The sequence below is a fragment of the Pantoea sp. E956-1 genome, assembly GCF_982223955.1.
This window is the reverse complement of record NZ_CEUYZP010000006.1, coordinates 1-25,910: the sequence shown is the minus strand read 5'-3', so window position 1 is coordinate 25,910 and position 25,910 is coordinate 1. Positions and strand designations below refer to the sequence as shown.

At 56.3% G+C, this 25,910-nt stretch carries 21 protein-coding genes, 2 tRNA genes and 1 rRNA gene; 10 read left to right on the top strand and 14 right to left on the bottom strand.

Annotated elements, in window-relative coordinates:
• Positions 1–168: 168 nt before the first annotated feature.
• Positions 169–1,785 (top strand): malate dehydrogenase (quinone), encoded by a 1,617-nt coding sequence (gene mqo / locus AC0T7J_RS15440; protein WP_031593772.1) that lies wholly within the window; start codon positions 169–171, stop codon positions 1,783–1,785.
• A gap of 126 nt (positions 1,786–1,911) precedes the next feature.
• Positions 1,912–4,296: a phosphoketolase family protein gene (locus tag AC0T7J_RS15435; protein WP_473795250.1), complete on the top strand. Its 2,385-nt coding sequence runs from the start codon at positions 1,912–1,914 to the stop codon at positions 4,294–4,296.
• Here AC0T7J_RS15435 and AC0T7J_RS15430 read toward each other — a convergent pair.
• A complete protein-coding gene (locus AC0T7J_RS15430; RefSeq protein ID WP_031593770.1) occupies positions 4,293–4,880 on the bottom strand; it encodes a LysE family translocator in 588 nt (195 codons plus the stop codon). The two genes, AC0T7J_RS15435 and AC0T7J_RS15430, sit on opposite strands and share 4 nt — an antisense overlap.
• 134 nt (positions 4,881–5,014) lie before the next feature.
• On the opposite strand from AC0T7J_RS15430, the gene AC0T7J_RS15425 reads away from it, so the two are divergent.
• Positions 5,015–6,502, top strand: a complete 1,488-nt coding sequence (locus tag AC0T7J_RS15425) for an aminotransferase-like domain-containing protein (protein WP_473795249.1) — start codon at positions 5,015–5,017, stop codon at positions 6,500–6,502.
• Here AC0T7J_RS15425 and AC0T7J_RS15420 read toward each other — a convergent pair.
• On the bottom strand, positions 6,469–7,092 hold the full coding sequence (locus AC0T7J_RS15420) for a glutathione S-transferase family protein (protein ID WP_064704078.1): 624 nt from the start codon (positions 7,090–7,092) through the stop codon (positions 6,469–6,471). The genes AC0T7J_RS15425 and AC0T7J_RS15420 overlap by 34 nt on opposite strands.
• Positions 7,093–7,199: 107 nt before the next feature.
• On the opposite strand from AC0T7J_RS15420, the gene AC0T7J_RS15415 reads away from it, so the two are divergent.
• A complete protein-coding gene (locus tag AC0T7J_RS15415) occupies positions 7,200–8,048 on the top strand; it encodes a PhzF family phenazine biosynthesis protein (RefSeq protein ID WP_473795248.1) in 849 nt (282 codons plus the stop codon).
• A 44-nt stretch (positions 8,049–8,092) separates the two neighbouring features.
• Here the strand turns inward: AC0T7J_RS15415 and AC0T7J_RS15410 are convergent, their stop codons facing one another.
• The gene (locus AC0T7J_RS15410; RefSeq protein ID WP_473795247.1) at positions 8,093–8,851 is read right to left on the bottom strand and encodes an SDR family NAD(P)-dependent oxidoreductase; all 759 of its coding nucleotides are present in this window, start codon (positions 8,849–8,851) and stop codon (positions 8,093–8,095) included.
• Positions 8,852–8,966: 115 nt separating this feature from the next.
• Between AC0T7J_RS15410 and AC0T7J_RS15405 the strand changes: the two genes are divergently transcribed.
• The 3 genes from AC0T7J_RS15405 to AC0T7J_RS15395 all read left to right on the top strand — a co-directional run bounded on the left by AC0T7J_RS15405 (position 8,967) and on the right by AC0T7J_RS15395 (position 12,535).
• Positions 8,967–9,866, top strand: coding sequence for a LysR family transcriptional regulator (locus tag AC0T7J_RS15405; RefSeq protein ID WP_010253546.1), 900 nt, complete (start codon positions 8,967–8,969; stop codon positions 9,864–9,866).
• 45 nt (positions 9,867–9,911) lie between these two features.
• Positions 9,912–10,931 (top strand): inner membrane protein YhjD, encoded by a 1,020-nt coding sequence (gene yhjD / locus AC0T7J_RS15400; protein WP_473795246.1) that lies wholly within the window; start codon positions 9,912–9,914, stop codon positions 10,929–10,931.
• Positions 10,932–11,203: 272 nt separating this feature from the next.
• A complete protein-coding gene (locus AC0T7J_RS15395) occupies positions 11,204–12,535 on the top strand; it encodes an MFS transporter (protein ID WP_083070528.1) in 1,332 nt (443 codons plus the stop codon).
• A 642-nt stretch (positions 12,536–13,177) separates the two neighbouring features.
• Here the strand turns inward: AC0T7J_RS15395 and ilvC are convergent.
• Positions 13,178–14,653, bottom strand: a complete 1,476-nt coding sequence (ilvC, locus tag AC0T7J_RS15390; protein ID WP_010253551.1) for a ketol-acid reductoisomerase — start codon at positions 14,651–14,653, stop codon at positions 13,178–13,180.
• A 162-nt stretch (positions 14,654–14,815) separates the two neighbouring features.
• Here ilvC and ilvY point away from each other — a divergent pair, with 162 nt between their 5' ends.
• Positions 14,816–15,697: an HTH-type transcriptional activator IlvY gene (gene ilvY / locus AC0T7J_RS15385; RefSeq protein ID WP_008926355.1), complete on the top strand. Its 882-nt coding sequence runs from the start codon at positions 14,816–14,818 to the stop codon at positions 15,695–15,697.
• Here ilvY and ilvA read toward each other — a convergent pair whose 3' ends face one another.
• From ilvA to ilvL, 6 genes are all read right to left on the bottom strand, one after another.
• The gene (gene ilvA, locus AC0T7J_RS15380) at positions 15,698–17,245 is read right to left on the bottom strand and encodes a threonine ammonia-lyase, biosynthetic (protein ID WP_010253553.1); all 1,548 of its coding nucleotides are present in this window, start codon (positions 17,243–17,245) and stop codon (positions 15,698–15,700) included.
• Positions 17,246–17,247: 2 nt separating this feature from the next.
• A complete protein-coding gene (ilvD, locus tag AC0T7J_RS15375) occupies positions 17,248–19,098 on the bottom strand; it encodes a dihydroxy-acid dehydratase (protein ID WP_010253556.1) in 1,851 nt (616 codons plus the stop codon).
• Between the two features lie 62 nt (positions 19,099–19,160).
• Positions 19,161–20,090, bottom strand: a complete 930-nt coding sequence (locus AC0T7J_RS15370) for a branched-chain amino acid transaminase (RefSeq protein WP_010253558.1) — start codon at positions 20,088–20,090, stop codon at positions 19,161–19,163.
• Between the two features lie 18 nt (positions 20,091–20,108).
• The gene (gene ilvM / locus AC0T7J_RS15365; RefSeq protein ID WP_008926359.1) at positions 20,109–20,366 is read right to left on the bottom strand and encodes an acetolactate synthase 2 small subunit; all 258 of its coding nucleotides are present in this window, start codon (positions 20,364–20,366) and stop codon (positions 20,109–20,111) included.
• Positions 20,363–22,009, bottom strand: a complete 1,647-nt coding sequence (gene ilvG, locus AC0T7J_RS15360; protein ID WP_039389700.1) for an acetolactate synthase 2 catalytic subunit — start codon at positions 22,007–22,009, stop codon at positions 20,363–20,365. Before ilvG ends, ilvM begins: the two co-directional genes overlap by 4 nt.
• 150 nt (positions 22,010–22,159) lie before the next feature.
• The gene (ilvL, locus tag AC0T7J_RS15355) at positions 22,160–22,258 is read right to left on the bottom strand and encodes an ilv operon leader peptide (RefSeq protein ID WP_072101316.1); all 99 of its coding nucleotides are present in this window, start codon (positions 22,256–22,258) and stop codon (positions 22,160–22,162) included.
• Positions 22,259–22,588: 330 nt separating this feature from the next.
• On the opposite strand from ilvL, the gene AC0T7J_RS15350 reads away from it, so the two are divergent.
• Entirely contained in the window at positions 22,589–24,109 is a 1,521-nt protein-coding gene (locus tag AC0T7J_RS15350) for a YifB family Mg chelatase-like AAA ATPase (protein ID WP_473795245.1), read from the top strand.
• A 25-nt stretch (positions 24,110–24,134) separates the two neighbouring features.
• On the opposite strand, the gene AC0T7J_RS15345 is transcribed toward AC0T7J_RS15350, so the two are convergent.
• Complete coding sequence (locus tag AC0T7J_RS15345; RefSeq protein WP_010253568.1) at positions 24,135–24,473, bottom strand: MaoP family protein; 339 nt, start codon at positions 24,471–24,473, stop codon at positions 24,135–24,137.
• 120 nt (positions 24,474–24,593) lie between these two features.
• On the opposite strand from AC0T7J_RS15345, the gene hdfR reads away from it, so the two are divergent.
• Positions 24,594–25,427, top strand: a complete 834-nt coding sequence (hdfR, locus tag AC0T7J_RS15340) for an HTH-type transcriptional regulator HdfR (RefSeq protein ID WP_473795244.1) — start codon at positions 24,594–24,596, stop codon at positions 25,425–25,427.
• A 117-nt stretch (positions 25,428–25,544) separates the two neighbouring features.
• On the opposite strand, the gene AC0T7J_RS15335 is transcribed toward hdfR, so the two are convergent.
• From AC0T7J_RS15335 to rrf, 3 genes are all read right to left on the bottom strand, one after another.
• Positions 25,545–25,620: transfer RNA gene (locus AC0T7J_RS15335), tRNA-Trp, on the bottom strand.
• A gap of 7 nt (positions 25,621–25,627) precedes the next feature.
• Positions 25,628–25,704: transfer RNA gene (locus AC0T7J_RS15330), tRNA-Asp, on the bottom strand.
• Between the two features lie 87 nt (positions 25,705–25,791).
• Positions 25,792–25,907, bottom strand: a 5S ribosomal RNA gene (gene rrf, locus AC0T7J_RS15325).
• Between the last annotated feature and the right edge of the window lie 3 nt (positions 25,908–25,910).

The window sequence follows — 25,910 nt, the reverse complement described above, 5'->3', positions numbered from 1 at the left end:
TATATTCGGATGACAAAGCATAACGTGCAGTTAACGCGTTATCACCGCTTTAACCCTATACCTGAGACTTAACCTTTGAGAAATAGCGCAACGCGCTCGTCAGAAGCGTGACTATTTCGCCTGCGAAACTGTTGGGCTTCAGGTCAACAGAAGAGGAGATGTCGCCTCATGTGCAATTCAGCTGTAAACCTTGCGCTCGCGATGAGTGCCATGGCAAAGGACACCACTACTACCGCGCAGGAGCGCAAAGACGTTGACGTGCTGCTGATTGGCGCAGGTGTGATGAGCGCTACCCTCGGTGCATGGCTGCAGGATTTAGAGCCGGACTGGTCCATCGAAATGGTGGAGCGGCTGGATAGCGTGGCCGAAGAGTCGTCCAACGGCTGGAATAATGCGGGCACCGGTCATGCGGCGCTGGCGGAGCTGAACTATACGCCTCAGCAGGCGGATGGCAGCATCGACATCACTAAAGCGGTAACGATCAACGAATCGTTCCAGATTTCCCGCCAGTTCTGGGCTTATCAGGTCCAGAAAGGCAACCTGCGCAACCCTAAAAGCTTTATTCACAGCACGCCGCACATGAGCTTTGTCTGGGGTGACGACAATGTCGACTTCCTGCGCAAGCGCTTTAAGGCGCTGCAGAAAAGCACCCTGTTCCGTGGCATGGCCTACTCCGAAGATCCGCAGCAGATTGCCCGCTGGATCCCGCTGGTGATGAATGGCCGTGACCGCAGCCAGAAAGTGGCCGCGACCTGGACGGAGATGGGCACCGACGTGAACTTCGGTGAAATCACCCGTCAGCTGATCGCCTCGTTAGAGAAGAAAGCGAATTTCCAGCTGCGTCTGCGTCAGGAAGTGCGTGAGCTGAAGCAGCTCGCCGATGGTCGCTGGCAGGTGACATTGCAGTGTCTGAACAGCGGCACGCGTCGCACACTGACGGCGGGTAGAATATTTATCGGTGCTGGCGGCGCAGCGTTACCGCTGTTGCAGAAGGCTGGCATCCCGGAAGCCAACGGTTACGCTGGTTTCCCGGTGGGCGGTTCATTCCTGGTCACGGAAAATCCGCAGGTCGTCGCGCAGCACATGGCCAAGGTCTATGGCAAAGCCAGCGTTGGTGCGCCGCCGATGTCCGTGCCGCACGTCGATACCCGCGTGCTGGATGGCAAGCAGGTGCTGCTGTTTGGCCCGTTCGCCACCTTCTCGACTAAGTTCCTGAAGCAGGGTTCGCTGATGGATATGTTCACCTCACTGAACAGCAGCAATATGCTGCCGATGGTGAAAGTGGGACTGAAAAGTTTTGATCTGGTGAAATACCTGATGGATCAGGTGCTGCAAAGCGATCGCGACCGGATGGACGCCCTGCGCGCCTATGTGCCGCAGGCGAAGCAGGAGGACTGGCGCTTAGTGACGGCCGGTCAGCGTGTGCAGATCATCAAGAAAGATGAGAAAGAGGGCGCCGTGTTACGCCTGGGCACCGAAGTGGTCGCCTCACAGGATGGCTCGATTTCAGCACTGCTGGGTGCATCGCCTGGCGCCTCTACGGCAGCACCGATCATGCTGGAGCTGCTGCACAAGGTCTGTCCTGAGCAGATGGCTTCGCCGGAATGGCAGAACAAAATCCGTGCGGTGATCCCATCCTGGGGACGTAAGCTGAACGGCGACGTGGCGCTGACAGAGAAAGTGTTAGCCGAAACCAGCCGGATTCTGCAGCTCGACTATTCGCCGGTTACCCCGATGGCAGCAAACGATGAAGGACGGGAAACCGCGTTCGTCGTCGGCAAATAATTCAGCGCCATTGATAAAAAGGCTCCGCACTGCGGGGCCTTTTTTATTGGCCGGTTACCTGGTCGATCCTGGCATTCTCTATTAGGGTTAAGACATCTTTTAGCTGCACGATCAGGAGGAAACTGCATGTCTTACTCCCCTGCTTCACCGGAATTCACGCTGCTCGACCGCTACTGGCGGGCAGCAAACTACCTCTCCGTCGGACAAATTTACCTGATGGATAATCCGCTGTTGCGTGAGCCACTCAGGCCGGAACACATTAAACCGCGTCTGCTGGGTCACTGGGGTACTACGCCAGGCCTGAATTTTATCTATGCCCACCTCAACCGCGTTATCCGGAAGCAAAACCTGGATATGATCTACATCTGCGGACCCGGACATGGCGGCCCCGGCATGGTGGCGAATACCTGGCTTGAGGGTAGCTACAGCGAAGTTTATCCGCATATCACTCAGGATGCGGCAGGCATGCAGCGTCTGTTCAAACAGTTCTCCTTTCCGGGGGGCATTCCCAGCCACGCGGCACCGGAAACGCCTGGCTCGATTAATGAAGGCGGAGAACTGGGCTATTCGCTCTCCCATGCGTTTGGCGCGGCCTTCGATCATCCCGAACTGGTTGTACCCTGCGTAATTGGCGACGGCGAAGCGGAGACCGGCCCGCTGGCCTCCAGCTGGCACGGCATTAAATTCCTGAATCCTGAACGTGACGGCGCGGTCCTGCCGATTCTGCACCTCAATGGCTACAAAATCGCCAATCCGACGTTGCTGGGTCGCAGCAGCGATGAAGATTTGCACCAGTTGTTTAGTGGCTACGGCTACGAGCCGCTGTTCGTTTGCGGGCATGAGCCTGAAAAAATGCATCCGCTGATGGCGGAGGCGCTGGATAGTGCTTTCAGTAAAATCGCTGCTTATCAGCGCGAGGCGCGTCAGGGCAAAGCCACCACCGGGGTGCCGCGCTGGCCAATGATTATCCTGCGCAGCCCCAAAGGCTGGACCGGCCCCAAAACGGTCGACGGCAAGAAAGTGGAGGATTTCTGGCGGGCGCATCAGGTGCCGGTCGCGGCCTGTCGTGAAGATGAAGGTCATCGTCAGATCCTTGAGACGTGGATGCGGAGTTACCAGCCAGACGACCTGTTTGATGAACAGGGTCGCTTAAAACCGGAACTGCAGGCGCTGGCACCGGAAGGCAATAAACGCATGGGGTCTTCGCCTTATGCCAATGGCGGCCTGTTGCGCCGTGAACTGGATGCGCCTGAACTCGCGGAGTTTGCCTGTGATGTCAGCGAGCCAGGCGCACAGACGGCGCAGGCCACTGAGCATCTGGGCCGTTATCTCAGCGTGCTGTTCCAGCGCAACCGCGATAATTTCCGCCTGTTTGGCCCGGATGAAACCGCCTCTAACCGCCTGACGCCGGTCTTCGACGTGACCAGCCGTACCTGGCTGGAACGAACAGAGCCTTACGATGAGCAGCTGGCGCGTGATGGCCGGGTGATGGAAATTCTCAGTGAGCATCAGTGTCAGGGCTGGCTTGAAGGCTATCTGCTGACCGGCCGCCACGGGCTGTTTAACTGTTATGAAGCTTTTATCCACATCGTCGATTCAATGTTTAACCAGCACGCCAAGTGGCTGAAAGTCTCGCGTAAACTGGGCTGGCGTAAGCCGATCTCATCGCTGAACTACCTGCTCTCTTCACATGTCTGGCGACAGGATCACAACGGCTACAGTCATCAGGATCCGGGCTTTATCGATCACGTTGCCAATAAAAAAGCGGACATTGTGCGCATCTATCTGCCGCCCGATGCCAATACGCTGCTGTGGGTTGGCGATCACTGCCTGCGCACCTGGGACCGCATCAATGTGATTGTGGCGGGCAAGCAGCCTGCGCCGCAGTGGCTGGATATGGCCAGTGCGGTAACCCATTGTGAAGCGGGCATGGGCGAGTGGCTCTGGGCGGGCACCACCCCAGAGCATGAGGAGCCGGATGTGGTGATGGCCTGTGCCGGTGATGTGCCGACCATGGAGACGATGGCGGCGGTGGATCTGCTGCGCGATATGCTGCCCGAACTGCGTATCCGCGTGGTGAACGTGGTCGATCTGCTGGCGCTGCAGCCGCAGGATCAGCACCCACATGGCAAATCTGATGCGGAATTCGACGCGCTGTTTACCCAGGATAAACCGGTGATTTTCGCCTTCCACGGCTATCCGACGCTGGTGCATCGCCTGACCTATTCGCGTACCAACCACCGCAACTTCCATGTGCGCGGCTTCAATGAAGAGGGAACCACCACCACGCCATTTGATATGACGGTGCTGAACGAGCTTGACCGCTATCATCTGGCGCAGGAGGCGATTCTTCGCGTGCCTGGCCTGGCCGATGCGCATCCTGAGCTGCTGGACGATCTGCAGGAGCGCATCGCTGAACATCATCGCTATGTGCGTGAACACGGTGAAGATGTGCCGGAGGTGCAGAACTGGAAATGGCCGTCGGCCACAGCACCAGGTGCACCCGACTAAGCGGCCAGCAAAGCGTCGGTCAGCATCCAGATGGTGGTCGCCACCAGCGACAGCGCCATCAGGCTGTTAAATAACTGACGCTTCCAGGCAATCTGCAGATGGCTGCGCAGGCGATCGCCCAGCGCAGCCCAGATCAGAATGCAGGGCAGGTTCAGCAGCATAAAGCCGATCATGACCGTCAGCACGCCGCTGCTGGCGCTGTACAACAGCGCCACATTGGTCGCCATCAGCCAGGCTTTGGGATTGATCGCCTGGAAACAGGCACCGCCCAGCAGCGTCATGGGCTGCGGCTTGCTGCGCACTTCAGGTGCTGCTGCACGGAAAATCTTCCACGACAGCCACAACAGATAGGCACAGCCTGCCAGCGTCAGCGGCAGACGAATCGCCGCCATCCAGTGCAGTAAGACCTCCAGTGCGACGCCGGCGATCACCGTTTGCAGCGCACAACCGACCAGTATGCCAAACACCATCGGCAGCGTGCGGCGCATGCCGAAATTGACGCCTGAGGTCGCCAGCAGCAGATTGTTCGGGCCTGGCGTAATCGACATGACGGTAACGTAACTGAAGAAAGAGGGATCGAGCATGGTGATTCTCCTGAAAACAGACAGAGTGCTATGCTACGGCGGGAAAAGGGATGGTAACAGTGACACAAAATCACTATTGTTATGGTTACAGTTCCCGTTAATAGCAATTGTACCCATCCAATCCGGAGGCTACTGTGTCCCTTGCTCCCACTTCCGATCAGCCGCTCTATCAGCAGCTGGCAGACAGCTTCGCTGAGGCTATCCATCAGGGCACGCTGAAACCCGGCAAACGTCTGCCGGCGATCCGCCGCGTCGCCCAGTCACATCAGGTCAGTGTCAATACGGTGCTCAATGCCTGGCAGTTGCTGGAAGATCGCGGGTTGATTGAGGCGCGTCCCCAGTCGGGCTATTACGTGCGCGGCGTGTTGCCCGCCGTGACCCGTCATGGTCAGCATAAAACCCGGGTACGCGACCCCAGCAGCGGCAAGCTCGACCTGATCGATAAGGTGTTTGCGGCGCAGAACCATCCCGACTACATCAATATTTCCCTGGCCTGCCCCCAGGATAGTGAGCTGTTTCCTGCGGCGCGTATTGCCCGGATTACCGCCTCACTGCTGCGCCGTCATCCGAACATGATTGGGCGCTATGCGCTTCCGCCCGGTAGTGAGCGCTTACGGGAGGAGATTGCGCGACGGGCGCTGCACGCCGGACAGACGCTCACCGCCGATGAGATCACCCTGACCCACGGCTGTATGGAAGCGCTTCAGCTGGCGCTGCGGGCGGTTACGCAGCCCGGCGACTGCGTGGGGCTGGAATCGCCAACCTACTTTTTCCTCTTCCCGCTGCTGGCTTCACTGGGCCTTAAGGCGCTGGAAATCCCCACCGATCCGCAGCATGGGCTGTCGCTGGATGCGCTGGAGATGCTGCTTCAGGAGCAGCGAATTAAGGCGCTGATTGCGATGCCGAGCGCGCAAAACCCGCTGGGCTGCGGCATGTCGCTGGAGAACAAGAAGCGACTGGCGAAGTTAGTGAATACTTACCACGTTCCGCTGATAGAAGATGGGCTGTATGACGAGTTGCAGTTCGACTGGCCGCTCTCGCCCGCGGTAAAAGCCTTTGATCGCGACGGCTGGGTGATCTACTGCACCAGCTTCACCAAAACTGTGGCGCCCGATTTCCGTATTGGCTGGACCGCCGCTGGCCGTTTTCATGATGCGATTGCCCGACTGAAGGCGGTGTCGTCGATGGCAGAATCTGCCCTGCTCTCTGAAACGCTGGCGGAGTTTCTTGCTTCCGGCGGTTATGACCACCATCTGCGCACACTGCGCCGTCGCTACGCGGCCAATCTGGATGAGGCGCGGGGACTGATCGCCCGCTACTTTCCGGAGGGTACCCGCGCGACGCTGCCGCGCGGTGGCTTCGTCTTCTGGGTCGAGTTACCGGGCGGCGTAAATACCACCGAGATGTTTGATCGGCTGTTGCAGGAGCAGATTTGCGTCACGCCCGGCGCGCTCTATTCGCTGAGCGAGCGCTACAACCATGCACTGCGCCTCTCCTGCTGCTATCCGTTTGATGCGCGCTACAGCTGGGCGATCAGACGCGCGGGCGAAATCGCCTGTGAACTGGCGGGAGTCGCGTGCGCCGAGTCTCAGGGTGTGCCGTTGCGGCCCCAGACGGTATAGCCGCGGCGTTCAGTCAGGCGTTCGTAATAGGTGCGTACCGCCGGATAATCAGGATGTTCGAGCGGCGTTTCAAACCAGCGGTTCACCGCCAGGCCAATCGGAATGTCTGCCAGCGTGAAATTACGTCCGGCAACGTAGCGACCGGTTTTTTCCAGCTGCTGATTGAGAATGCTCATGGTGTGTGCCCAGCCTTTGCTGGCCGCGGCCAGCAGACGTGGATCCTGATGAGCCGGTGAATTTCGCACCAGCGACATAAATGCGTAGCGCCATGAGGTGTTGAGTTCAGTGGACTGCCAGTCCATCCACTGATCGACAGGTGCGCGCGTTTGCGGATGATGAGGATAGAGCCACTCGCCGCCATAGGCGTTCGCCAGATAGCGCAGGATGGCGTTGGATTCCCACATCACAAAGTCATCATCTTTAAGTACCGGCACCATCGCATTGGGATTGAGTGCCATGAATTCGGGCAGGTGCGTTGAGCGGAATCCGTCGCCCCACTCTTCGCGCTGGTAATCAAGGTCAAGCTCGTCACACAGCCATAATACTTTGCGCACGTTGATTGAGGAGGCGCGTCCCAGGATCGTTAGCATTCACAGTCTCCGGTAAAATCTTTAACTTATTGATAACGCTGTTAGCTGTTATAAGCAATCATCCGGCAGAGAAAAGGCCGCACTGAACCCAATCGCAAGGAGTCATCATGAAGGTCGCGTTTAAGCAAGTCGATGTGTTTACCTCAGCAGCCTTTAATGGCAATCCGCTGGCGGTGATTATGGATGCGCAGGGGTTAAGCGACAGCCAGCTGGCGGCGATTGCCCGCTGGACTAACCTGTCGGAAACCACCTTTGTGCTGCCGCCACAACATGAAGAGGCGGACTACCGGGTGCGTATTTTTACCGTTGAAGGTGAACTGCCGTTTGCCGGTCATCCGACGCTGGGCACCGCACACGCGCTGCTGGAGGCGGGCTGGCCAACCCGTACGCCGGGCGAAATCGTGCAGGAGTGCGGCGTCGGTAATGTGACGGTGAAGATTAATGAGACAGGCGAACTGGCCTTTGCCGCACCTGCTGCCACCCTGATGCCATGGCAGGATGCGCTGATGGGTAACGCCTTAAACAGCGATGCGTTCGATCTCACGCAAAGCCCGACCGTGGTGGATATGGGTATCCGCTGGCTGCTGGTGCCGATGGTCAGCGCCGAGGCCGTGCTGGCGCTGCAGCCCAATGTCAGCGATTTGCAGCGTCTGATTAAACATGCCGGTGTCTCGGGCGTGATGCCCTTTGGCCGTTTGCCCTCGGGCGAGCATGAACAGTATGAAGTGCGTGGCCTGCTGGTGGAAAATGGCAGCCTGACCGAAGATCCGGTGACCGGCAGCGCCAACGCCTGTCTGGCGCGTTATTTTGCCATGGCGGGACAAACGACTTCCTATCGCGTGCGTCAGGGTACGGCCCTGCAACGTGCCGGTCGGGTGAACGTAACCTTTAATGGTGAGACCATCTGGATTGGCGGTAATACCGTTACCGTCATCGATGGCACCATTACGCTGTAAAAGGCGGCGGCGTCGCGGGGTGTTTTGCGCGATGCCGCCAGCGGTTAAATTCCCTGCCCGCCTGAGGCTTCAATACGCTGAGCGGTGATCCAGCCGGTTTCGTCACTGAGGATCGCGCTGATGGCGTCGCCGATGTCATCCGGCAGTCCGACCCGGCCCAGCGCCGTCAGCCCGGCAATCTGATTGTTAATCTCGGCGGTATCGCGTACCCGGCCACCGCCAAAGTCGGTCTCTATCGCGCCAGGTGCCAGGATATTGACGCGAATGCGTCGTTCTCCCAGCTCCTTCGCCTGGTAGCGCGTCAGTACTTCCATCGCCCCTTTCATCGACGCATAGGTCGAGGAGCCAGGATAGATCAGCCGGGTCAGACCGCTGGAGATATTCAGGATGCGGCCACCGTCGTTGATCAGCGGCAGCAGCTTCTGGGTCAGGAAGTAAGGCCCTTTGAAATGCACATTAACCAGCGCATCAAATTCCGCCTCGGTGGTGTCGGTAAAGGGCTTGTAGTGTCCGTGTCCGGCGTTGTTCACTAAATAGTCAAAGCGATCACGCTGCCACTGCTGTTGCAGTGCCTCTTTCACCTGGCCGACAAAGCGATCGAACTGACCGGTTTCGCCGACGTCCAGCGCCAGCGCCACTGCACGTCGTCCCAGCGCCTCGATCTCCTTCACCACCGTCTGCGCCTCATCGGCATGGCTGCGGTAAGTCAGGATAATGTCTGTCCCCCTGGCCGCCAGTTTTAACGCGCCATTTCGGCCTAAACCGCGGTTTGCACCGGTAATTAACGCCACTTTCTGATTCATCTCTCTCACCTGTTGAAAAATTGAACACAGGTTAAGGATATTCGCGAATTATTGATCTATAAACAGTGTTAAATGCGCATCACTGTTTCAATAAAAACAACAATCGGTGAACAACATGGACAAAATTCACGCAATGCAGGTGTTTGTGCGGGTGGCCGAAATGGGCAGTTTTACCCGCGCGGCAGAGAGTTTAGGTGTTCCCAAAGGCAGCGTTTCACGGCAGATACAGGCGCTGGAGAATCAAATGGCAACACGTTTACTGCATCGCACCACACGCCGGGTGCAACTAACCCAGGACGGGTTGGTCTATTACGATCGCTGTCTTGATTTATTGTCGATGATTGACGATATGGACAGCCTGTTCCAGCACGAGCCTGCCTCACTCAGCGGTAAACTCCGGATTGATATGTCTGTGGCAATGGCCACCAGTTTTATCCTGCCACGGCTGCCGGAATTTTTGCAGCACTACCCCGGCGTAGAGATTGAACTGAGCAGCAGCGACCGTCAGGTGGATGTGATTCGGGAAGGGTTTGACTGCGTAATCCGCGTCGGCGAGCTCAAAGATTCTGGCCTGATTGCGCGAAAAATTGGTACCCATACCTTGATCAACTGCGCCAGCCCTGGCTACCTTTCGCGTTTCGGCATGCCGATCCGGCTGGAAGAGCTGTCGCAGCATGCGATGGTGCATTACAGCCAGCAACTGGGTCAGGCCTCACCGGGTTTTGAATATTTTGATGGCAGGCAGTGTCACTATGTTCACACCGGCGGTGTGGTCACCGTGAACAGCACCGAAACCTATCGCGCCGCCTGTCTGGCGGGGTTAGGCATTATTCAGGTGCCTGCCGCCGGGATTCAGACATTACTGGAAAGAGGCGAGCTGGTAGAAGTGCTGCATCGCTTTCCCGCCAGACCGATGCCGATCCACCTGCTCTATCCGCACCGGCGCAATGTGGCGCGTCGCGTGCGGGTTTTTATGGAGTGGCTGAGTCAGGTGTTACAGGAGTACGTCACCTGAGCGGCTATACTTTGATTTTAATGATAAACAGGACAGTGAAGGTCTATGACAGACAAGCAGGAAAACCCGCAGGATACGCAGCCGCAAAAACCACTTATCGATATTAAAACCGGCAACGAGACGGTTGATCATTCGATAGTGCGCGTGTCGCGTTTTGCCGCCTGGTTTCAGGCGATCCCGGCAGTGGCGCATTTTATTCGCGCCCTTGACCGCTTTAATGATCGGCTCGGCAGCCAGTTTGGCGCGGCCATTACCTATTTCTCGTTTTTATCGCTGATCCCCATTCTGATGGTGTCGTTTGCCGCCGTGGGTTTTGTGCTGGCATCGAACCCGGATCTGCTGACCGATATCATCAACAAAATTGTCAGCAGCATCAGCGACCCGACGCTGGCCACCACGCTGAAGAATACGGTAAATACCGCCATTCAGCAGCGTGCCACCGTGGGTATTACCGGTTTACTGCTGGCGCTCTACTCCGGTCTTAACTGGATGGGTAACCTGCGCGAAGCGATTCGTGCCCAGTCGCGCGACGTGTGGGAACGCAAACCGGATGACAAAGAGAAGTTCTGGAAGCGTTATATCCGCGATTTCCTGTCGCTGACCGGTCTGATGCTGGCGCTGGTGATTACGCTGTCGCTGACCTCGGTAGCCGGTTCGGCGCAGGCCATGATCGTCAGCGCACTGGGGCTGGATGGCATCGACTGGTTACGACCTGCCCTGACCATTATCGCCACCTCGATTTCCGTTATGGCTAACTATCTGCTGTTCCTGTGGATTTTCTGGATCCTGCCGCGTCATAAGCCGCGTAAGAAAGCGCTGTTCCGCGGCACTCTGCTGGCGGCAATCGGTTTTGAGGTGATCAAGTTTGTGATGACGCTGACGCTGCCGAAGCTGGCGACCTCGCCTTCCGGTGCGGCCTTTGGTTCCGTGCTCGGCCTGATGGCGTTTTTCTACTTCTTCGCCCGTCTGACGCTGTTCTGTGCGGCATGGATCGCCACTGCCAAATATAAAGACGACCCACAAATGCCTGAAGCGGGCAGCGCGTCACGACACAAATCATCGTAATCCGTTAACAACAGCGGAAAATATTACCTCTCGGCTATTTTTTAACCAGATAACAGGATGAATAGCTGAGAGGTCACTTTTATTTAGCCCTTTCGTAGAGTATCCCGCCAGATATCGTCCGGATTACCCCGGTATCACCCGACATTCGTCGCACCTCAAAAATTATCCTCTTTTTGCCCGCTGAAGCCAGACGCGGCGAGGGTTTTCTTCATTGAATGCGCTCTGGCAGATGCGTAAGATTCTTTGTCTGTATTTACAAATAAGAAACAGTTATGCAAGCCTCCCTCACAGACACGCTCGACAAACAGCAGGATCCCACGCCGGTTAACTCACGCAGTAAAGTGGTGATTGCCTCGCTGGTCGGAACGGCCATCGAGTTCTTCGACTTTTATATTTATGCCACTGCTGCGGTGATTGTTTTCCCGCACATTTTCTTCCCGCAGGGTGATGCCACGGTCGCGACGCTACAGTCGCTGGCCACCTTTGCTATCGCCTTTATCGCGCGTCCGATTGGCTCCGCCGTGTTTGGTCACTTTGGCGATCGCGTGGGTCGCAAAGCCACGCTGGTTGCCTCGCTGCTGACCATGGGGATCTCTACCGTGGTGATTGGTCTGCTGCCCGGCTATGAAACCATCGGCGTGATGGCTCCGCTGCTGCTGGCGCTGGCGCGTTTTGGTCAGGGACTGGGACTGGGTGGTGAATGGGGTGGCGCGGCGCTGCTGGCGACGGAAAATGCCCCGGCGAAGAAACGTGCGCTTTACGGCTCCTTCCCTCAGTTGGGTGCACCGATTGGCTTTTTCTTCGCTAACGGCACTTTTCTGCTGCTTTCGTGGCTGTTGACCGACGAGCAGTTTATGCAGTGGGGCTGGCGCGTGCCGTTTATTCTCTCCGCCGTGCTGGTGCTGATTGGCCTGTATGTGCGCGTTTCGCTGCATGAGAGTCCGGTGTTTGCCAAAGTTCAGAAAGAGAAGAAGCAGGTTCGGGTGCCCATTGCGGCGCTGCTGAGCAAACATCTGACCGCCACCATTCTCGGCACCTTTATCATGCTGGCGACCTATACGCTGTTCTATATCATGACCGTCTATTCGATGAGCTACGGCACCACGGCAGCACCGGCCGGTCTGGGTATTCCGCGTAACAGTATGCTGTGGATGCTGATGCTGGCGGTGATTGGCTTTGGAGTGATGGTGCCGATTGCCGGTTTGCTGGCTGACCGTTTTGGTCGCCGCAAAACGATGATTACCATTACGCTGATGATTATCGCGTTTTCGTTCCTGTTCCCGGCGATGCTTGGTTCCGGATCGCAGGCGCTGGTGATGGCGTTTCTGTTGCTGGGTCTGAGCATTATGGGCCTGACCTTTGGTCCGATGGGCGCCCTGCTGCCGGAGCTGTTTCCGACGGAAGTGCGTTATACCGGCGCATCGTTCTCTTATAACCTCTCATCGATTCTGGGTGCCTCTGTTGCGCCTTATATCGCGACCTGGCTGAATGCGCATTATGGTTTGCAGGCGGTAGGGCTTTATCTGGCATCGATGGCCGTACTGACGCTGATTGCATTGCTCGCCTGTAAAGAGACGCGTCATCAGACGCTGTATGACGTTTAATCCGGCTGGATGAAGGTCAGTGAAAACCCGGCGACTGCCGGGTTTTTTTTATGGGTTGGGTTTAGTGAATAAAGGGCAGCTCAGGGAAGCACATCGGCATTAAGGACTAAACCATCGCCTTGATGTTATAAGGGCAGGCTCAGGGAGCATACGCCTTTCGCAAAGACGCAAAAGATGCCATCCATGGCGGGCTCAGCGCGTGCGATTGCGCACCTCATTCCTGAGGTGCGCCCGTAAACGGGCCAACGCTTTGCGTTGTTCAAAAAGGCTCCCGGCGTTTTTGTCCATGGCACGCGATGCTTTGCTACAGGCGTATGCTCCCATCACTTTAAGTGGATTAGTTGTCTGTTCGTAAATGCTCAATGGCGTTTAAAGGCGTAGTGATATTGGCAGCAATGAAGAAGCTTAAGGGCACAGGGAACACGGTCAGAAGAGGAAAGCGTCCCGCGCCATGGACGGCGCGGGCCGAGCATGCCATGGATGGCGGGTTTTGCGTCTTTCCGATCTGACCGTGCTCCCTGGGCATGCACGGTCAGATAGCAGTGAAGGCAGAGTTATACAGAGAACCGTCCAGCCGTTGTTCACCCACAAAAAACCCCGGCAAGCCGGGGTTTGTTTTGCTGAAAACTGTGATGACGGTAATTAGCCCGCGACAGCGATACGCTTCATGTCGGTCATGTAGCCACGCAGCTTGCGGCCAACGGTTTCAATCGGGTGCTGGCGAACCGCTTCGTTAACGTCACGCAGCTGCGCGTTATCAACCTGCGTGCCTTCAACCGCTTTACCCAGATCGCCTGGCTGCAGCGTGGTCATGAACTCTTTCAGCAGCGGCACCGCGGCGAAGGAGAACAGGTAGTTACCATATTCGGCGGTATCGGAGATCACCACGTTCATTTCATACAGGCGCTTACGGGCGATGGTGTTCGCGATCAGCGGCAGCTCATGCAGTGATTCGTAGTAGGCAGACTCTTCAATGATGCCGGCGTCCACCATGGTTTCAAACGCCAGCTCAACGCCCGCTTTAACCATCGCAACCATCACCACACCTTTGTCGTAGTACTCCTGCTCTTCGATTTTGCCTTCATACTGTGAAGCGGTTTCGAACGCGGTCTGGCCGGTCTCTTCACGCCAGGTCAGCAGGTTTTTATCATCGTTGGCCCAGTCCGCCATCATGCCGGAAGAGAATTCGCCGGAGATGATGTCATCCATGTGTTTCTGGAACAGCGGTGCCATGATGGTTTTCAGCTGCTCTGACAGCGCATAAGCGCGCAGTTTGGCTGGATTAGAGAGGCGATCCATCATCAGTGTGATGCCGCCAAACTTCAGTGATTCGGTGATGGTTTCCCAGCCGAACTGGATCAGTTTTTCTGCGTAAGCCGGGTCAGTGCCTTCAGCCACCAGCTTGTCGAAGCAGAGCAGTGAACCAGCCTGCAACATGCCGCACAGGATAGTCTGTTCACCCATCAGGTCCGATTTCACTTCTGCAACGAAAGAGGACTCCAGCACGCCAGCACGATCGCCGCCAGTTGCTGCTGCCCAGGCTTTGGCAATCGCCATGCCTTCGCCTTTTGGATCGTTTTCCGGATGGACCGCGATCAGCGTCGGTACACCAAAGCCACGTTTGTACTCTTCACGGACTTCTGTACCCGGACACTTCGGTGCCACCATCACCACGGTGATGTCTTTACGGATGCTTTCGCCCACTTCAACGATGTTGAAACCGTGCGAGTAGCCCAGCGCAGCGCCATCTTTCATCAGCGGCTGAACAGCCTGAACTACAGCGGAGTGCTGCTTGTCTGGCGTCAGGTTAACCACCAGGTCAGCCTGCGGGATCAGTTCTTCGTAGGTGCCCACTTTGAAACCGTTATCGGTCGCTTTACGCCATGAAGGGCGTTTTTCCGCAATTGCTTCAGCACGCAGTGCATAGGCCACATCCAGACCGGAATCACGCATGTTCAGACCCTGATTCAGGCCCTGCGCACCACAGCCAACGATAACGACTTTTTTGCCTTTCAGGAAACTGGCACCATCCGCAAATTCATCGCGCGCCATGAAACGGCACTTGCCTAATTGCGCCAGCTGGTTGCGCAGGTTCAATGTGTTGAAATAGTTAGCCATGGGTACTCCGGTAAGGTTGTGTTTGCTTTTTTTGTTCAGGAACGGCGTGTCATGCAGCGCCGCGAATGACCCCATCATATGACAGGAATTCTGTTGCTTAAATTGATATATTAACAACGTCACATTGCAATAAATGCAACACCACCCAGAGGCGACGCGCACATGGATTTACGGGATCTGAAACTGTTTCTTCATCTGGCAGAAAGCTGCCACTTCGGGCGCACTGCGCGTGCTATGCACGTCAGCCCTTCCACGCTGTCACGCCAGATCCAGCGGCTTGAAGAAGATGTCGGCCATGCGCTGTTTCTGCGCGATAACCGCACCGTGACGCTGACAGAAGCGGGCGAACGCCTGCGCCAGTTTGCCCAGCAGACACTGTTGCAGTATCAGCAACTGCGCCATGTGATGGATCTTAACGGCCCGTCGCTCAGCGGCGAGCTGCGCCTGTTCTGCTCAGTGACAGCGGCCTACAGTCATCTGCCGCCCATCCTCGACCGCTTTCGCGCTGAACATCCGCAGGTCGAAATCAAACTGGATACCGGCGATGCCGCGGATGCGGTGGAAAAAGTGCACTCCGGCGATGCCGATCTGGCCATTGCCGGCCGTCCTGAAACGCTGCCCGCCAGCATTGATTTTATGCCACTGGGGCTGATCCCGCTGGTGCTGATCGCGCCTGCATTGCCCTGTGCCGTTCGTACCCAGGCAACGCAGCCGCAGCCCGACTGGTCAAAAATTCCGTTTATCCTGCCGGTGCAGGGACCGGCACGACGGCGTATCGATCTCTGGTTCCGCCGCCAGCGCATCCCGAACCCGGTGATTTACGCCACGGTCTCGGGTCATGAGGCGATTGTTTCGATGGTGGCGCTGGGCTGCGGTATTGCACTTTTGCCGGATGTGGTGCTGGAAAACAGCCCGGATCCGGTGCGTAACCGCGTGCTGTTACTGGAGAATATTGACTCGGTTGCACCGTTCGAACTCGGCATCTGCGTGCAAAAAAAGCGGCTCGGAGAGCCGCTGATCAGTGCTTTCTGGAGCCAGCTGTAATCAGTTGCCTGACAGGAAGAAGCGGAATGCAGGGTTCTGGCTTTCGTCATGAAAGTCGTAACCCAGATCGGTGAGATGCTCTTCGAAGCGTGGCTCATCGCTGCCGAGTTCAAAAGCCGCCAACACACGGCCATAATCGGTGCCATGGCTGCGGTAATGAAACAGCGAGATATTCCAGTGGGTGCCCAGCGTTTGCAGGAACTTCAGCAACGCGCCAGGTGCCTCCGGGAATTCAAAGCTGAAGAGGCGCTCACGCAGTGGTTTGGAAGGACGTCCGCCCACCATATAACGCACGTGCAGTTTCGCCATCTCATCATCCGAGAGATCGACCACCTGATAACCGCCACTAGTGAGCTCGCTGATGATCTCGCTGCGCTCTTCCACGCCACGCGTCAGTCGTACGCCAACAAAGATGCAGGCTTTGTCCGCATCGGCGTAGCGGTAGTTGAACTCGGTAATCGACCGTCCACCCAGGGTCTGGCAGAAACGCAGGAAACTGCCCTGCTGTTCCGGGATCGTTACGGCCAGCAGCGCTTCACGCTGTTCGCCCAGCTCGCAGCGCTCAGAAACATAGCGCAGGCCGTGAAAATTGACGTTGGCCCCGGACAACACATGCGCCAGCCGCTCGCCTTTGATCCCGTGCTGCTGGATATACTTTTTCATGCCCGCCAGCGCCAGCGCGCCAGAGGGCTCCGCCACCGCACGGACATCTTCAAACAGATCTTTCATCGCGGCACAAATCGCATCGCTGTCGACGGTGATGATGTCATCGATGTATTCCTGACAGAGCCGGAAGGTTTCGCTGCCAATCCGTTTCACCGCCACCCCTTCGGCAAACAGCCCGACGCGCGGCAGATCGACCGGATGACCCGCTTCCAGCGCTGCTTTCAGGCAGGCTGAATCTTCTGACTCCACCGCAATCACTTTGATTTGCGGCATCAGCTGCTTGATCAGCACCGCGACGCCGGCTGCCAGACCGCCACCGCCAACCGGGACAAAGACCCGGTCGAGATGCGCATCCTGCTGCAACAGCTCCATCGCCAGCGTGCCCTGTCCGGCAATGACGGCCGGATGGTCAAACGGCGGCACGAAGGTGTAGCCGCGCTGTTCTGAGAGTTCTATCGCTTTGGCTTTCGCCTCGTCAAAGTTGGCCCCGAACAGGAAAGCCTCACCGCCAAATGCGCGCACCGCATCAACCTTGATGTCTGCCGTCGCCAGCGGCATCACAATCAGTGATTTGATGCCCAGCTTAGTGGCGGAGAGCGCCACGCCCTGCGCATGGTTGCCGGCTGACGCCGTCACCACGCCGCGCGCTTTCTGCTCTTCGTTCAGACCGGCAATCATCGCGTAGGCACCGCGCACCTTGAAACTGTGCACCGGCTGGCGATCTTCCCGCTTCACCAGAATGGTGTTGCCGAGACGCGATGAGATTTTTTCCATAACCTGCAGCGGCGTCACCTGTGCCACTTCATACACCGGTGAACGCAACACTGCGCGCAAATACTCGGCGCCACAAGGCGCCTCGGGTAGCGGTTGAGACTCGGCCATTGTTAGCCTCCCAGCTTGCTCTTATCGCGGACGGCGCCTTTGTCAGCACTGGTCGCGAGTAATGCGTAGGCACGCAGCGCAAAGGAGACTTCACGCTGACGATTGACCGGCGTATACGCCGCATCGCCACGTGCCTGCTGCTCTTCACGGCGGGCGTGCAGTTCGTTATCCGGTACGGCGAGTTTGATACCGCGGTTAGGGATATCGATTTCGATGGTGTCGCCATCTTTGACCAGCGCAATGGTGCCGCCGTTGGCTGCTTCAGGTGAGGCGTGACCGATCGAGAGGCCCGACGTACCGCCAGAGAAACGACCATCGGTGATCAGCGCACAGCTTTTGCCCAGCCCCATCGATTTCAGATAAGTGGTCGGATAGAGCATCTCCTGCATGCCCGGCCCGCCTTTTGGTCCTTCGTAACGAATGACGACCACATCGCCCGCGACGACTTTGCCGCCCAGAATCGCTTCAACGGCGTCATCCTGGCTTTCATAGACTTTCGCCGGACCGGTGAAGGTCAGGATCTCTTTGTCTACGCCTGCGGTTTTTACGATACAGCCATCTTCCGCGATGTTGCCGTAGAGCACGGCCAGACCGCCATCCTGCGAGTAAGCGTTTTCACGGGTACGGATACAGCCTTCGGCACGGTCATCATCCAGCGTGTCCCAGCGGCAGTTCTGTGAGAACGCCTGAGTGGTACGAATACCCGCCGGGCCCGCGCGGAACATATCTTTTACCGCCTGATCTTTGGTCAGCATGATGTCGTACTGATCCAGCGTTTCCCGCATGGTTTGCTGCAGGATATTACGGGCGCTGCTGTCGAACAGGCCGGCACGATCCAGCTCGCCGAGAATAGCGAAGACGCCACCCGCGCGATGCACATCTTCCATGTGGTATTTCGGGGTACTTGGCGCCACTTTACACAGCTGAGGCACTTTGCGTGACAGGCGATCGATGTCGGAGATATTAAAGTCGATATCGCCTTCCTGTGCCGCCGCCAGCAGGTGGAGCACGGTGTTGGTGGACCCACCCATGGCGATATCCAGCATCATGGCGTTCTCAAAAGCGGCCTTGTTCGCGATGTTACGCGGCAGCATGTTGACATCATCCTGCTCGTAATAGCGCTTAGTCAGGCTTACGATGCGCTTACCGGCATTGATGAACAGCTCTTTGCGATCGGCGTGCGTAGCCAGCAGTGAACCGTTGCCTGGCTGCGACAGACCGAGTGCTTCAGTCAGGCAGTTCATCGAGTTGGCGGTGAACATACCGGAGCAGGAGCCGCAGGTCGGACAGGCAGAGCGTTCGATCTGCTCGCTGTCGGCATCGCTGACGTTTGGGTTGGCACCCTGAATCATCGCATCTACCAGATCCAGCTTGATGATCTGGTCAGAAAGCTTGGTTTTACCCGCTTCCATCGGTCCGCCTGAAACGAAGATCACCGGAATATTGAGGCGCAATGACGCCATCAGCATACCCGGGGTGATTTTGTCGCAGTTAGAGATGCAGACCATGGCATCGGCACAGTGGGCGTTAACCATGTACTCGACCGAGTCAGCAATCAGCTCACGCGACGGCAGTGAATACAGCATGCCGCCATGACCCATGGCAATACCGTCATCCACCGCAATGGTGTTGAACTCTTTGGCCACACCGCCTGCCGCTTCGATCTGCTCGGCGACAAGTTTACCCAGATCACGCAGGTGAACGTGGCCCGGCACAAATTGGGTGAATGAGTTAACCACAGCGATAATCGGCTTGCCGAAATCGTCGTCGGTCATTCCAGTCGCGCGCCATAAGGCACGGGCACCAGCCATATTGCGGCCGTGGGTGGTAGTGGCGGAACGGTACTTAGGCATACTCTATTTACTCCAGTAAGAATAAGCTCGCGGACGTCAGATGACGCCCGCGCTGTATCTGATTATGGGTTAACCGGATCTAACCAGCCCCATTTGTCTTCGGTTTCGCCGGTGAACAGGCCAAAGAAGGCCTCCTGAATGCGTTTGGTTACCGGGCCACGTTTGCCTTCGCCAACCTGAATGCGGTCAACGCTGCGCACCGGTGTAATTTCTGCCGCAGTGCCAGACATAAAGACTTCGTCAGCCAGATAGAGAGATTCACGCGACAGGGTCTGTTCACGCACTTCAATGCCCATATCACGCGCCAGCGTGATGATGGCATCGCGGGTGATGCCCGGCAGTGCTGAAGAGGTAAATGGCGGGGTAAAGAGCACGCCATCTTTGACTTCAAACAGGTTTTCGCCTGCACCTTCTGAGATCAGGCCATTGGTATCCAGCGCAATCCCTTCCTGATAGCCGTGACGACGGGCTTCGCTGCCCACCAGCAGTGAGGAGAGGTAGTTACCGCCCGCTTTAGCGGCGGTTGGCAGGGTATTCGGTGCTACGCGGTTCCATGAGGAGACCATGGCATCGATGCCGTTCTCCAGGGCTTCAGCGCCCAGGTATGCGCCCCACGGGAACGCCGCAATGATCACGTCGGTAGTGAAGCCATCTGGCGGGTTCACGCCCAGGCCCACATCGCCGACAAAGGCCAGCGGACGGATATAAGCACTTTTCAGTTTGTTCACGCGGATGACTTCGCGGCACGCTTCCATCAGCTCATCAACGCTGCTTTTAATCGGGAAACGGTAGATTTTGGCGGAGTCGTGCAGACGTTGCATGTGTTCGCGATGGCGGAACACAACCGGTCCTTTGTGAGAGTCGTAGCAGCGCACGCCTTCAAATACCGACGTACCGTAGTGCAACGCGTGGGACATGACGCTGACCTTCGCCTCTTCCCACTTAACCATCTCGCCATTGAACCAAATAAAGTCTGCTTTCTTCGTGCTCATTGTTATTCCCTCTCGCGGCTAAGCGCGGATTTGTTGTGTTGTCTGTTGTTGAATCTGAACGCATGCAACGTCGATCAATTTGCTTAACTGCGAAGACAGTAAATCGACGGAGCGCTGACTGGCAACGGTCATTTCAATATTAATGTTTTCTGCGTTGGCGACTGAGGCCATGTTCATCGAACAGACCTGAAAACCGCGGTGACGCACTACGCGTAAAATGCGCTCCAATATTTCAGGGCGGAAACGGGCTTCGATAGACAATTGATGCTGGTTCATACAGTTTTCTCCATCATGTTTGCATTGCTGGCACCCGGCGGTACCAGTGGCCAGACGTTTTCATGCTCATCAATTGCAACATGCAGGAAGTAAGGACCTTCGCTGTTCAGCAGAGCATCAAGGGCGGCGTCGACCTGATCTTTACGGGTAATGCGCTGGCCGGGAATATTGAAAGCGCTGGCCAGCGTGAGGAAGTCGGGGTTGTCGGACAGATTGGTTTCACTGTAGCGGCCATCGAAAAACAGCTGCTGCCACTGACGCACCATGCCCAGACGCTGGTTATCCAGCAGCACGATTTTGACCGGCAGCTTGCCGCGCTTGATGGTGCCCAGCTCCTGGATGTTCATCATGATGGAGCCATCGCCCGAGACACAGATAACCGTATCTTCCGGGCGTGCAACCTGCGCACCGATGGCGGCGGGTAAACCAAAGCCCATGGTGCCTAAGCCGCTGGAGGTGATGAAGTTCTCCGGCGCGCTGAATGCCATGTGCTGCGCCGTCCACATCTGATGCTGACCGACGTCGGTGGTCACTACGGTATTGGCCGGTTTGCGATCGGAAAGCTGCTTGAGCAACAGCGGTGCATAGATCGCTTCGCCCGGATGGTCGTAGCGCCATGGGTGACTGGCCTTAAGCGCTTTCATCTCATCACGCCAGGCGTTGATATGCAGAGGCTGACTCAGGGCGGGCAGCAGTTCGTTGAGATCACCCTGCAGAGAGACGTGTGCACGACGTAATTTGTTTAACTCAGCGGGATCGATATCGAGATGAATTACGCTGGCATGGGGAGCAAAGGTGTCCAGCTTGCCGGTCACGCGGTCATCGAAACGGGCACCGACCGCAATCAGTAAGTCACAACTCTGCACCGCCAGGTTGGCGGCTTTAGTACCGTGCATCCCCAGCATGCCGAGATAAACCTCGCTGTGGGGGTCTACACTGCCCAGCCCCTTTAAGGTGGCCACTGCCGGGATGCCGGTCTCTTCTGCCAGCGCGCGCAGTGCCGGAACAGCCTGTGCCAGGCCAACGCCTCCACCAACATAGAGCATTGGTTTTCTGGCCTGCGCCATCAGTGCGCGTGCTTCCTGAATCGCCTGGTGCGGCAGCGCATTTCCCTCTTCTACCGGAACCAGATGTGGGGCGGGTTCTCCCTGCGCAATCTGAATATCCTTCGGGATATCAACCAATACCGGACCCGGACGGCCCGACTGCGCCAGCGCAAAGGCTTCTGCCATGATGGCGGGCAGCTCATCCAGCGATTCGACCAGGAAGCTGTGTTTAGTGCAGGCCAGCGATAAGCCCAGCACGTCGATTTCCTGAAAGGCGTCGGTACCAATAAAAGCGGAAGAGACCTGACCCGTTACGGCAACCACCGGAACCGAATCCATCATGGCATCTGCCAGACCGGTGATCAGGTTAGTTGCGCCAGGGCCAGAGGTGGCGATACAGACGCCGGTTTTGCCGGTTGAGCGCGCATAACCGATCGCCGCCATTACAGCGCCCTGCTCGTGACGACACAGTAGGTGTTCCACGCCGCCATCGTAGAGCGCGTCGTATACCGGCATGATTGCGCCGCCTGGGTAACCGAATACGGTATCCACACCCTGCGCGCGTAAAGCCTGAACTACCCACTGTGCACCTGTCATCGCTATTCTCCTGTGTCCTGACCGGAACAACAGAATTTTATGCTACTGTTCATTGTTTGTTCCTTGTGGATTTACTGATATTTCCTCTGGTCGAAAAAAAACCCCCGGACCTTTCGGTGCGGGGGTTTTTTCGGATTCGAGGCTTGATTTTTAAGCCTTTCTTTCTCCAAGCGTTGCCCCGCACGGTAGGTTAATAACCACCACCACGCTAATCACGACCAGGCTAATCACTTGTAGAAGGGCTTTCATGTGTTGTTCAATTCTTTCGCTTGTTCGAAGTAATACCTACAGAGTTATCATAGTCAGGGGGCATGACACAACTTTTTTTACAGAGTTTTTTTAGCGCGCTGCGCTAAATCGCGACCTATCAATTTGTAATAAAAGAAATAATTACATGATGATAATTATTCATCACTTTACTGACGTAATAATGTTTTGGTGAATTTGCGCGCAGTCGTACAACATTTTAAGACGTCATGAAAAAACCAGTGATGGATTGTGCGATGGCCCGAACAGTACTGATCATCTCCTCGCTTTCCTTTGACGCTATCACCAGACTGGCGGCAACAAGGAGCGAGTATGTCATTGTCAAAAGTTCTGACCCGGGCAGCACTGGGAGTGGAAGCCCCGCTGGTGACCATTGAGGCACACATCAGTAACGGGTTGCCTGCATTATCACTGGTGGGTCTGCCTGAAACTACGGTGAAAGAGGCACGTGAGCGCGTACGCAGCGCCATTATCAACAGCGGTTTTACCTTTCCGGCAAAGCGCCTCACCATCAATCTGGCACCCGCGGATTTACCTAAAGAGGGTGGGCGGTATGACTTACCTATGGCCATCGCCATTCTGGTCGCCTCTGAGCAGCTTCCTGCCGACAAGCTGACGCACTATGAGTTTCTGGGTGAGCTGGCACTCGACGGCGCACTGTGCGGTGTACAGGGCGCGATTCCAGCGGCCATGGTAGCCATGCAGGCTGGACGGCAGCTGGTTCTCTCTGCTGAGAATCAGTGTGATGCCGGACTCATCCGTCAGGGTACGTCGCTGGTCGCCTCTCACCTCAGCGAAGTGTGTGCCTTTCTGCGCAATGAACTCACATTACCGACAGCACAATACCCTGAGCAACAGGGCGACGCGCCTGCTGACGATCTCGCAGATATCATTGGTCAGGAACAGGGGCGCAGAGCACTGGAGATTACTGCAGCTGGCGGACACAACCTGTTGCTGATCGGGCCACCTGGCACCGGTAAAACCATGCTTGCAACCCGACTGCCCGGCATCATGCCCTCCTTAAGCGATCAGGAAGCACTGGAGTGTGCGGCAATCGCCAGTCTGGTGAACAGCAATACCCTGTCCCGACAGTGGCGCACCCGGCCTTTCAGATCACCTCACCACAGTGCCTCTCTCTATGCTTTGATTGGTGGCGGATCACTGCCACGGCCTGGTGAGATCTCACTGGCGCATAACGGCGTACTGTTTCTGGATGAATTACCGGAATTTGATCGCAAGGTGCTGGACTCCCTGCGCGAGCCATTGGAGTCGGGCGTCATCGCTATTTCACGTGCCCGGGCAAAAGTCACCTACCCCGCACGGTTTCAGCTGATTGCTGCGATGAATCCAAGTCCAACCGGACATTATCAGGGACAGCATAACCGCTGCTCACCGCAGCAGGTGCTGCGTTATCTCAGTAAGCTATCCGGCCCTTTTCTTGATCGTTTTGATCTTTCGCTGGAGGTGCCGCTACTCCCCAGTGGCATGCTCAGTGGTCAACGCCCCCAGGCAGAAGCGTCTGAGCAGGTCCGTAGTCGGGTGGTCGACGCGCGACACATTCAACTGGCCCGTGCAGGCAAAATTAATGCGCATTTAAACAATGCAGAGATTATGCGCTGGTGTCAGCCGGCTAAAAAAGATGCGGAGTGGCTGGAGTCCGTGCTGGATAAACTGGGGTTATCTGTACGGGCATGGCAGCGGATTTTGAAAGTGGCGCGCACGGTGGCCGATCTGGCAGGGGAAGCAGACATCACCAGGCATCATTTGCAGGAAGCGGTCAGCTATCGCACGATTGATCGATTAATGATTCATCTGCATAACAGCCTGCAATAAAAAAGGGGCTTTCGCCCCTTCTCTGTTAATCGTCGCTGTCGGTGAAGTCTTCAACGGTGTCCATCTGCGGTTTTCCGCCAGACAGCGTATGAAAACGTTTAGGACGCTTAATGCGGGTCATATACTTAGACCATACACGTTCAGCTTCCGTTTGCGGCTCACGCACGCCACGACACACTTCAATAAACAAACGTTCTTCTTCGGTTGCAGGCTCACGCTTTGATAAATCCAGCTCATTAAAGGCAAAACCGTGGCGTTCAAGAAGCTGAGCTTCTTTAATAGTAAAGTCACCGTGGCGTGAGAAACCACGCGGGTAATGTTTGTTATCAAAGAAACGATTCTCTGTTGAGAAGCTTTCCGCCATGTTACACGCTCCTGATTTTCTAATGCCGTGCTGTTAATGGCGCGGAGTATTAGATAGGCTTGACAGAGTGTAAAACAAAACATTTAAATCTATACGACAAACATTTTTTGGGAGAAGGCTGTGGATACGGAATTACTGAAAACTTTCCTGGAAGTGAGCAGAACACGCCATTTCGGACGTGCTGCAGAAGCACTTTACCTCACGCAATCTGCTGTCAGTTTTCGCATCCGTCAGTTAGAAAATCAGCTGGGCGTTAACCTTTTTACACGGCATCGCAATAACATACGTCTGACGGCGGCCGGAGAGCGACTGCTCCCCTATGCTGAAAGCCTGATGAGCACCTGGATGATGGCGAAGAAGGAGGTTTCTCACACTCAGCAGCACCATGAGCTTTCGATAGGTGCCAGTGCATCCCTATGGGAAGCTTATCTGACGCCATGGCTACAGACGCTCTATGAGAATCGGGAGAGCCTGCATTTAGAAGCCCGCGTGGCACAGCGACACCTGCTGGTTAAGCAGCTTCATGAGCGCCAGCTGGATCTGCTGATCACCACTGAAGCGCCTAAGATGGATGAATTAACCAGTCAGCAGATTGGTCATATTTCACTGGCGCTGTTCTGCGCCCGGCAGAGCGAGAAGCGCGAAAAGTATGATTATATTAAGCTGGAATGGGGGGCAGATTTTCATCAGCATCAGAGCTACCTCTCCGGGGCTGATGATGTGCCCGTACTGACGACTACGTCGGCGCATGTCACCCGTGAACTGCTGCATACCACCGGAGCGTGCGCATTCCTGCCGGACTTCTGGCAGAGTGTTTACAGTGAGTTGATGATGATTCCGGATACGCCCATCGCCGTTCGTCCGCTCTATGCTGTCTGGTTGCAAAATAGCGATCAGCAGGCACATATCCGTCAGTTGCTTAAATTCCCGATTCTGGTCAGGCAAAACAGCTGAACTTGAAAGCAGAGAAGTAAGCAGGGAAGATCAGAGGCCAGTTAGATTTAGCTGGTTTTTCTTTTTTGCCTTTTTAAAAGCAAAAAAAATCCTTTGCCGAAGCAAAGGATCGTTTTCTGGCAGGGGCGGAGGGACTCGAACCCCCAACACCCGGTTTTGGAGACCGGTGCTCTACCAATTGAACTACGCCCCTAATAGGGTGGCGGAACGGACGGGGCTCGAACCCGCGACCCCCTGCGTGACAGGCAGGTATTCTAACCAACTGAACTACCGCTCCACCGATTCTTTCACAGCTGTCAGCAACTGGCTGATAGCCGTCTGTTCCTGCTAATTTCCTTGTCAGGGGAAAAGGAACGAATTTGATGCCTGGCAGTTCCCTACTCTCGCATGGGGAGACCCCACACTACCATCGGCGCTACGGCGTTTCACTTCTGAGTTCGGCATGGGGTCAGGTGGGACCACCGCGCTAAAGCCGCCAGGCAA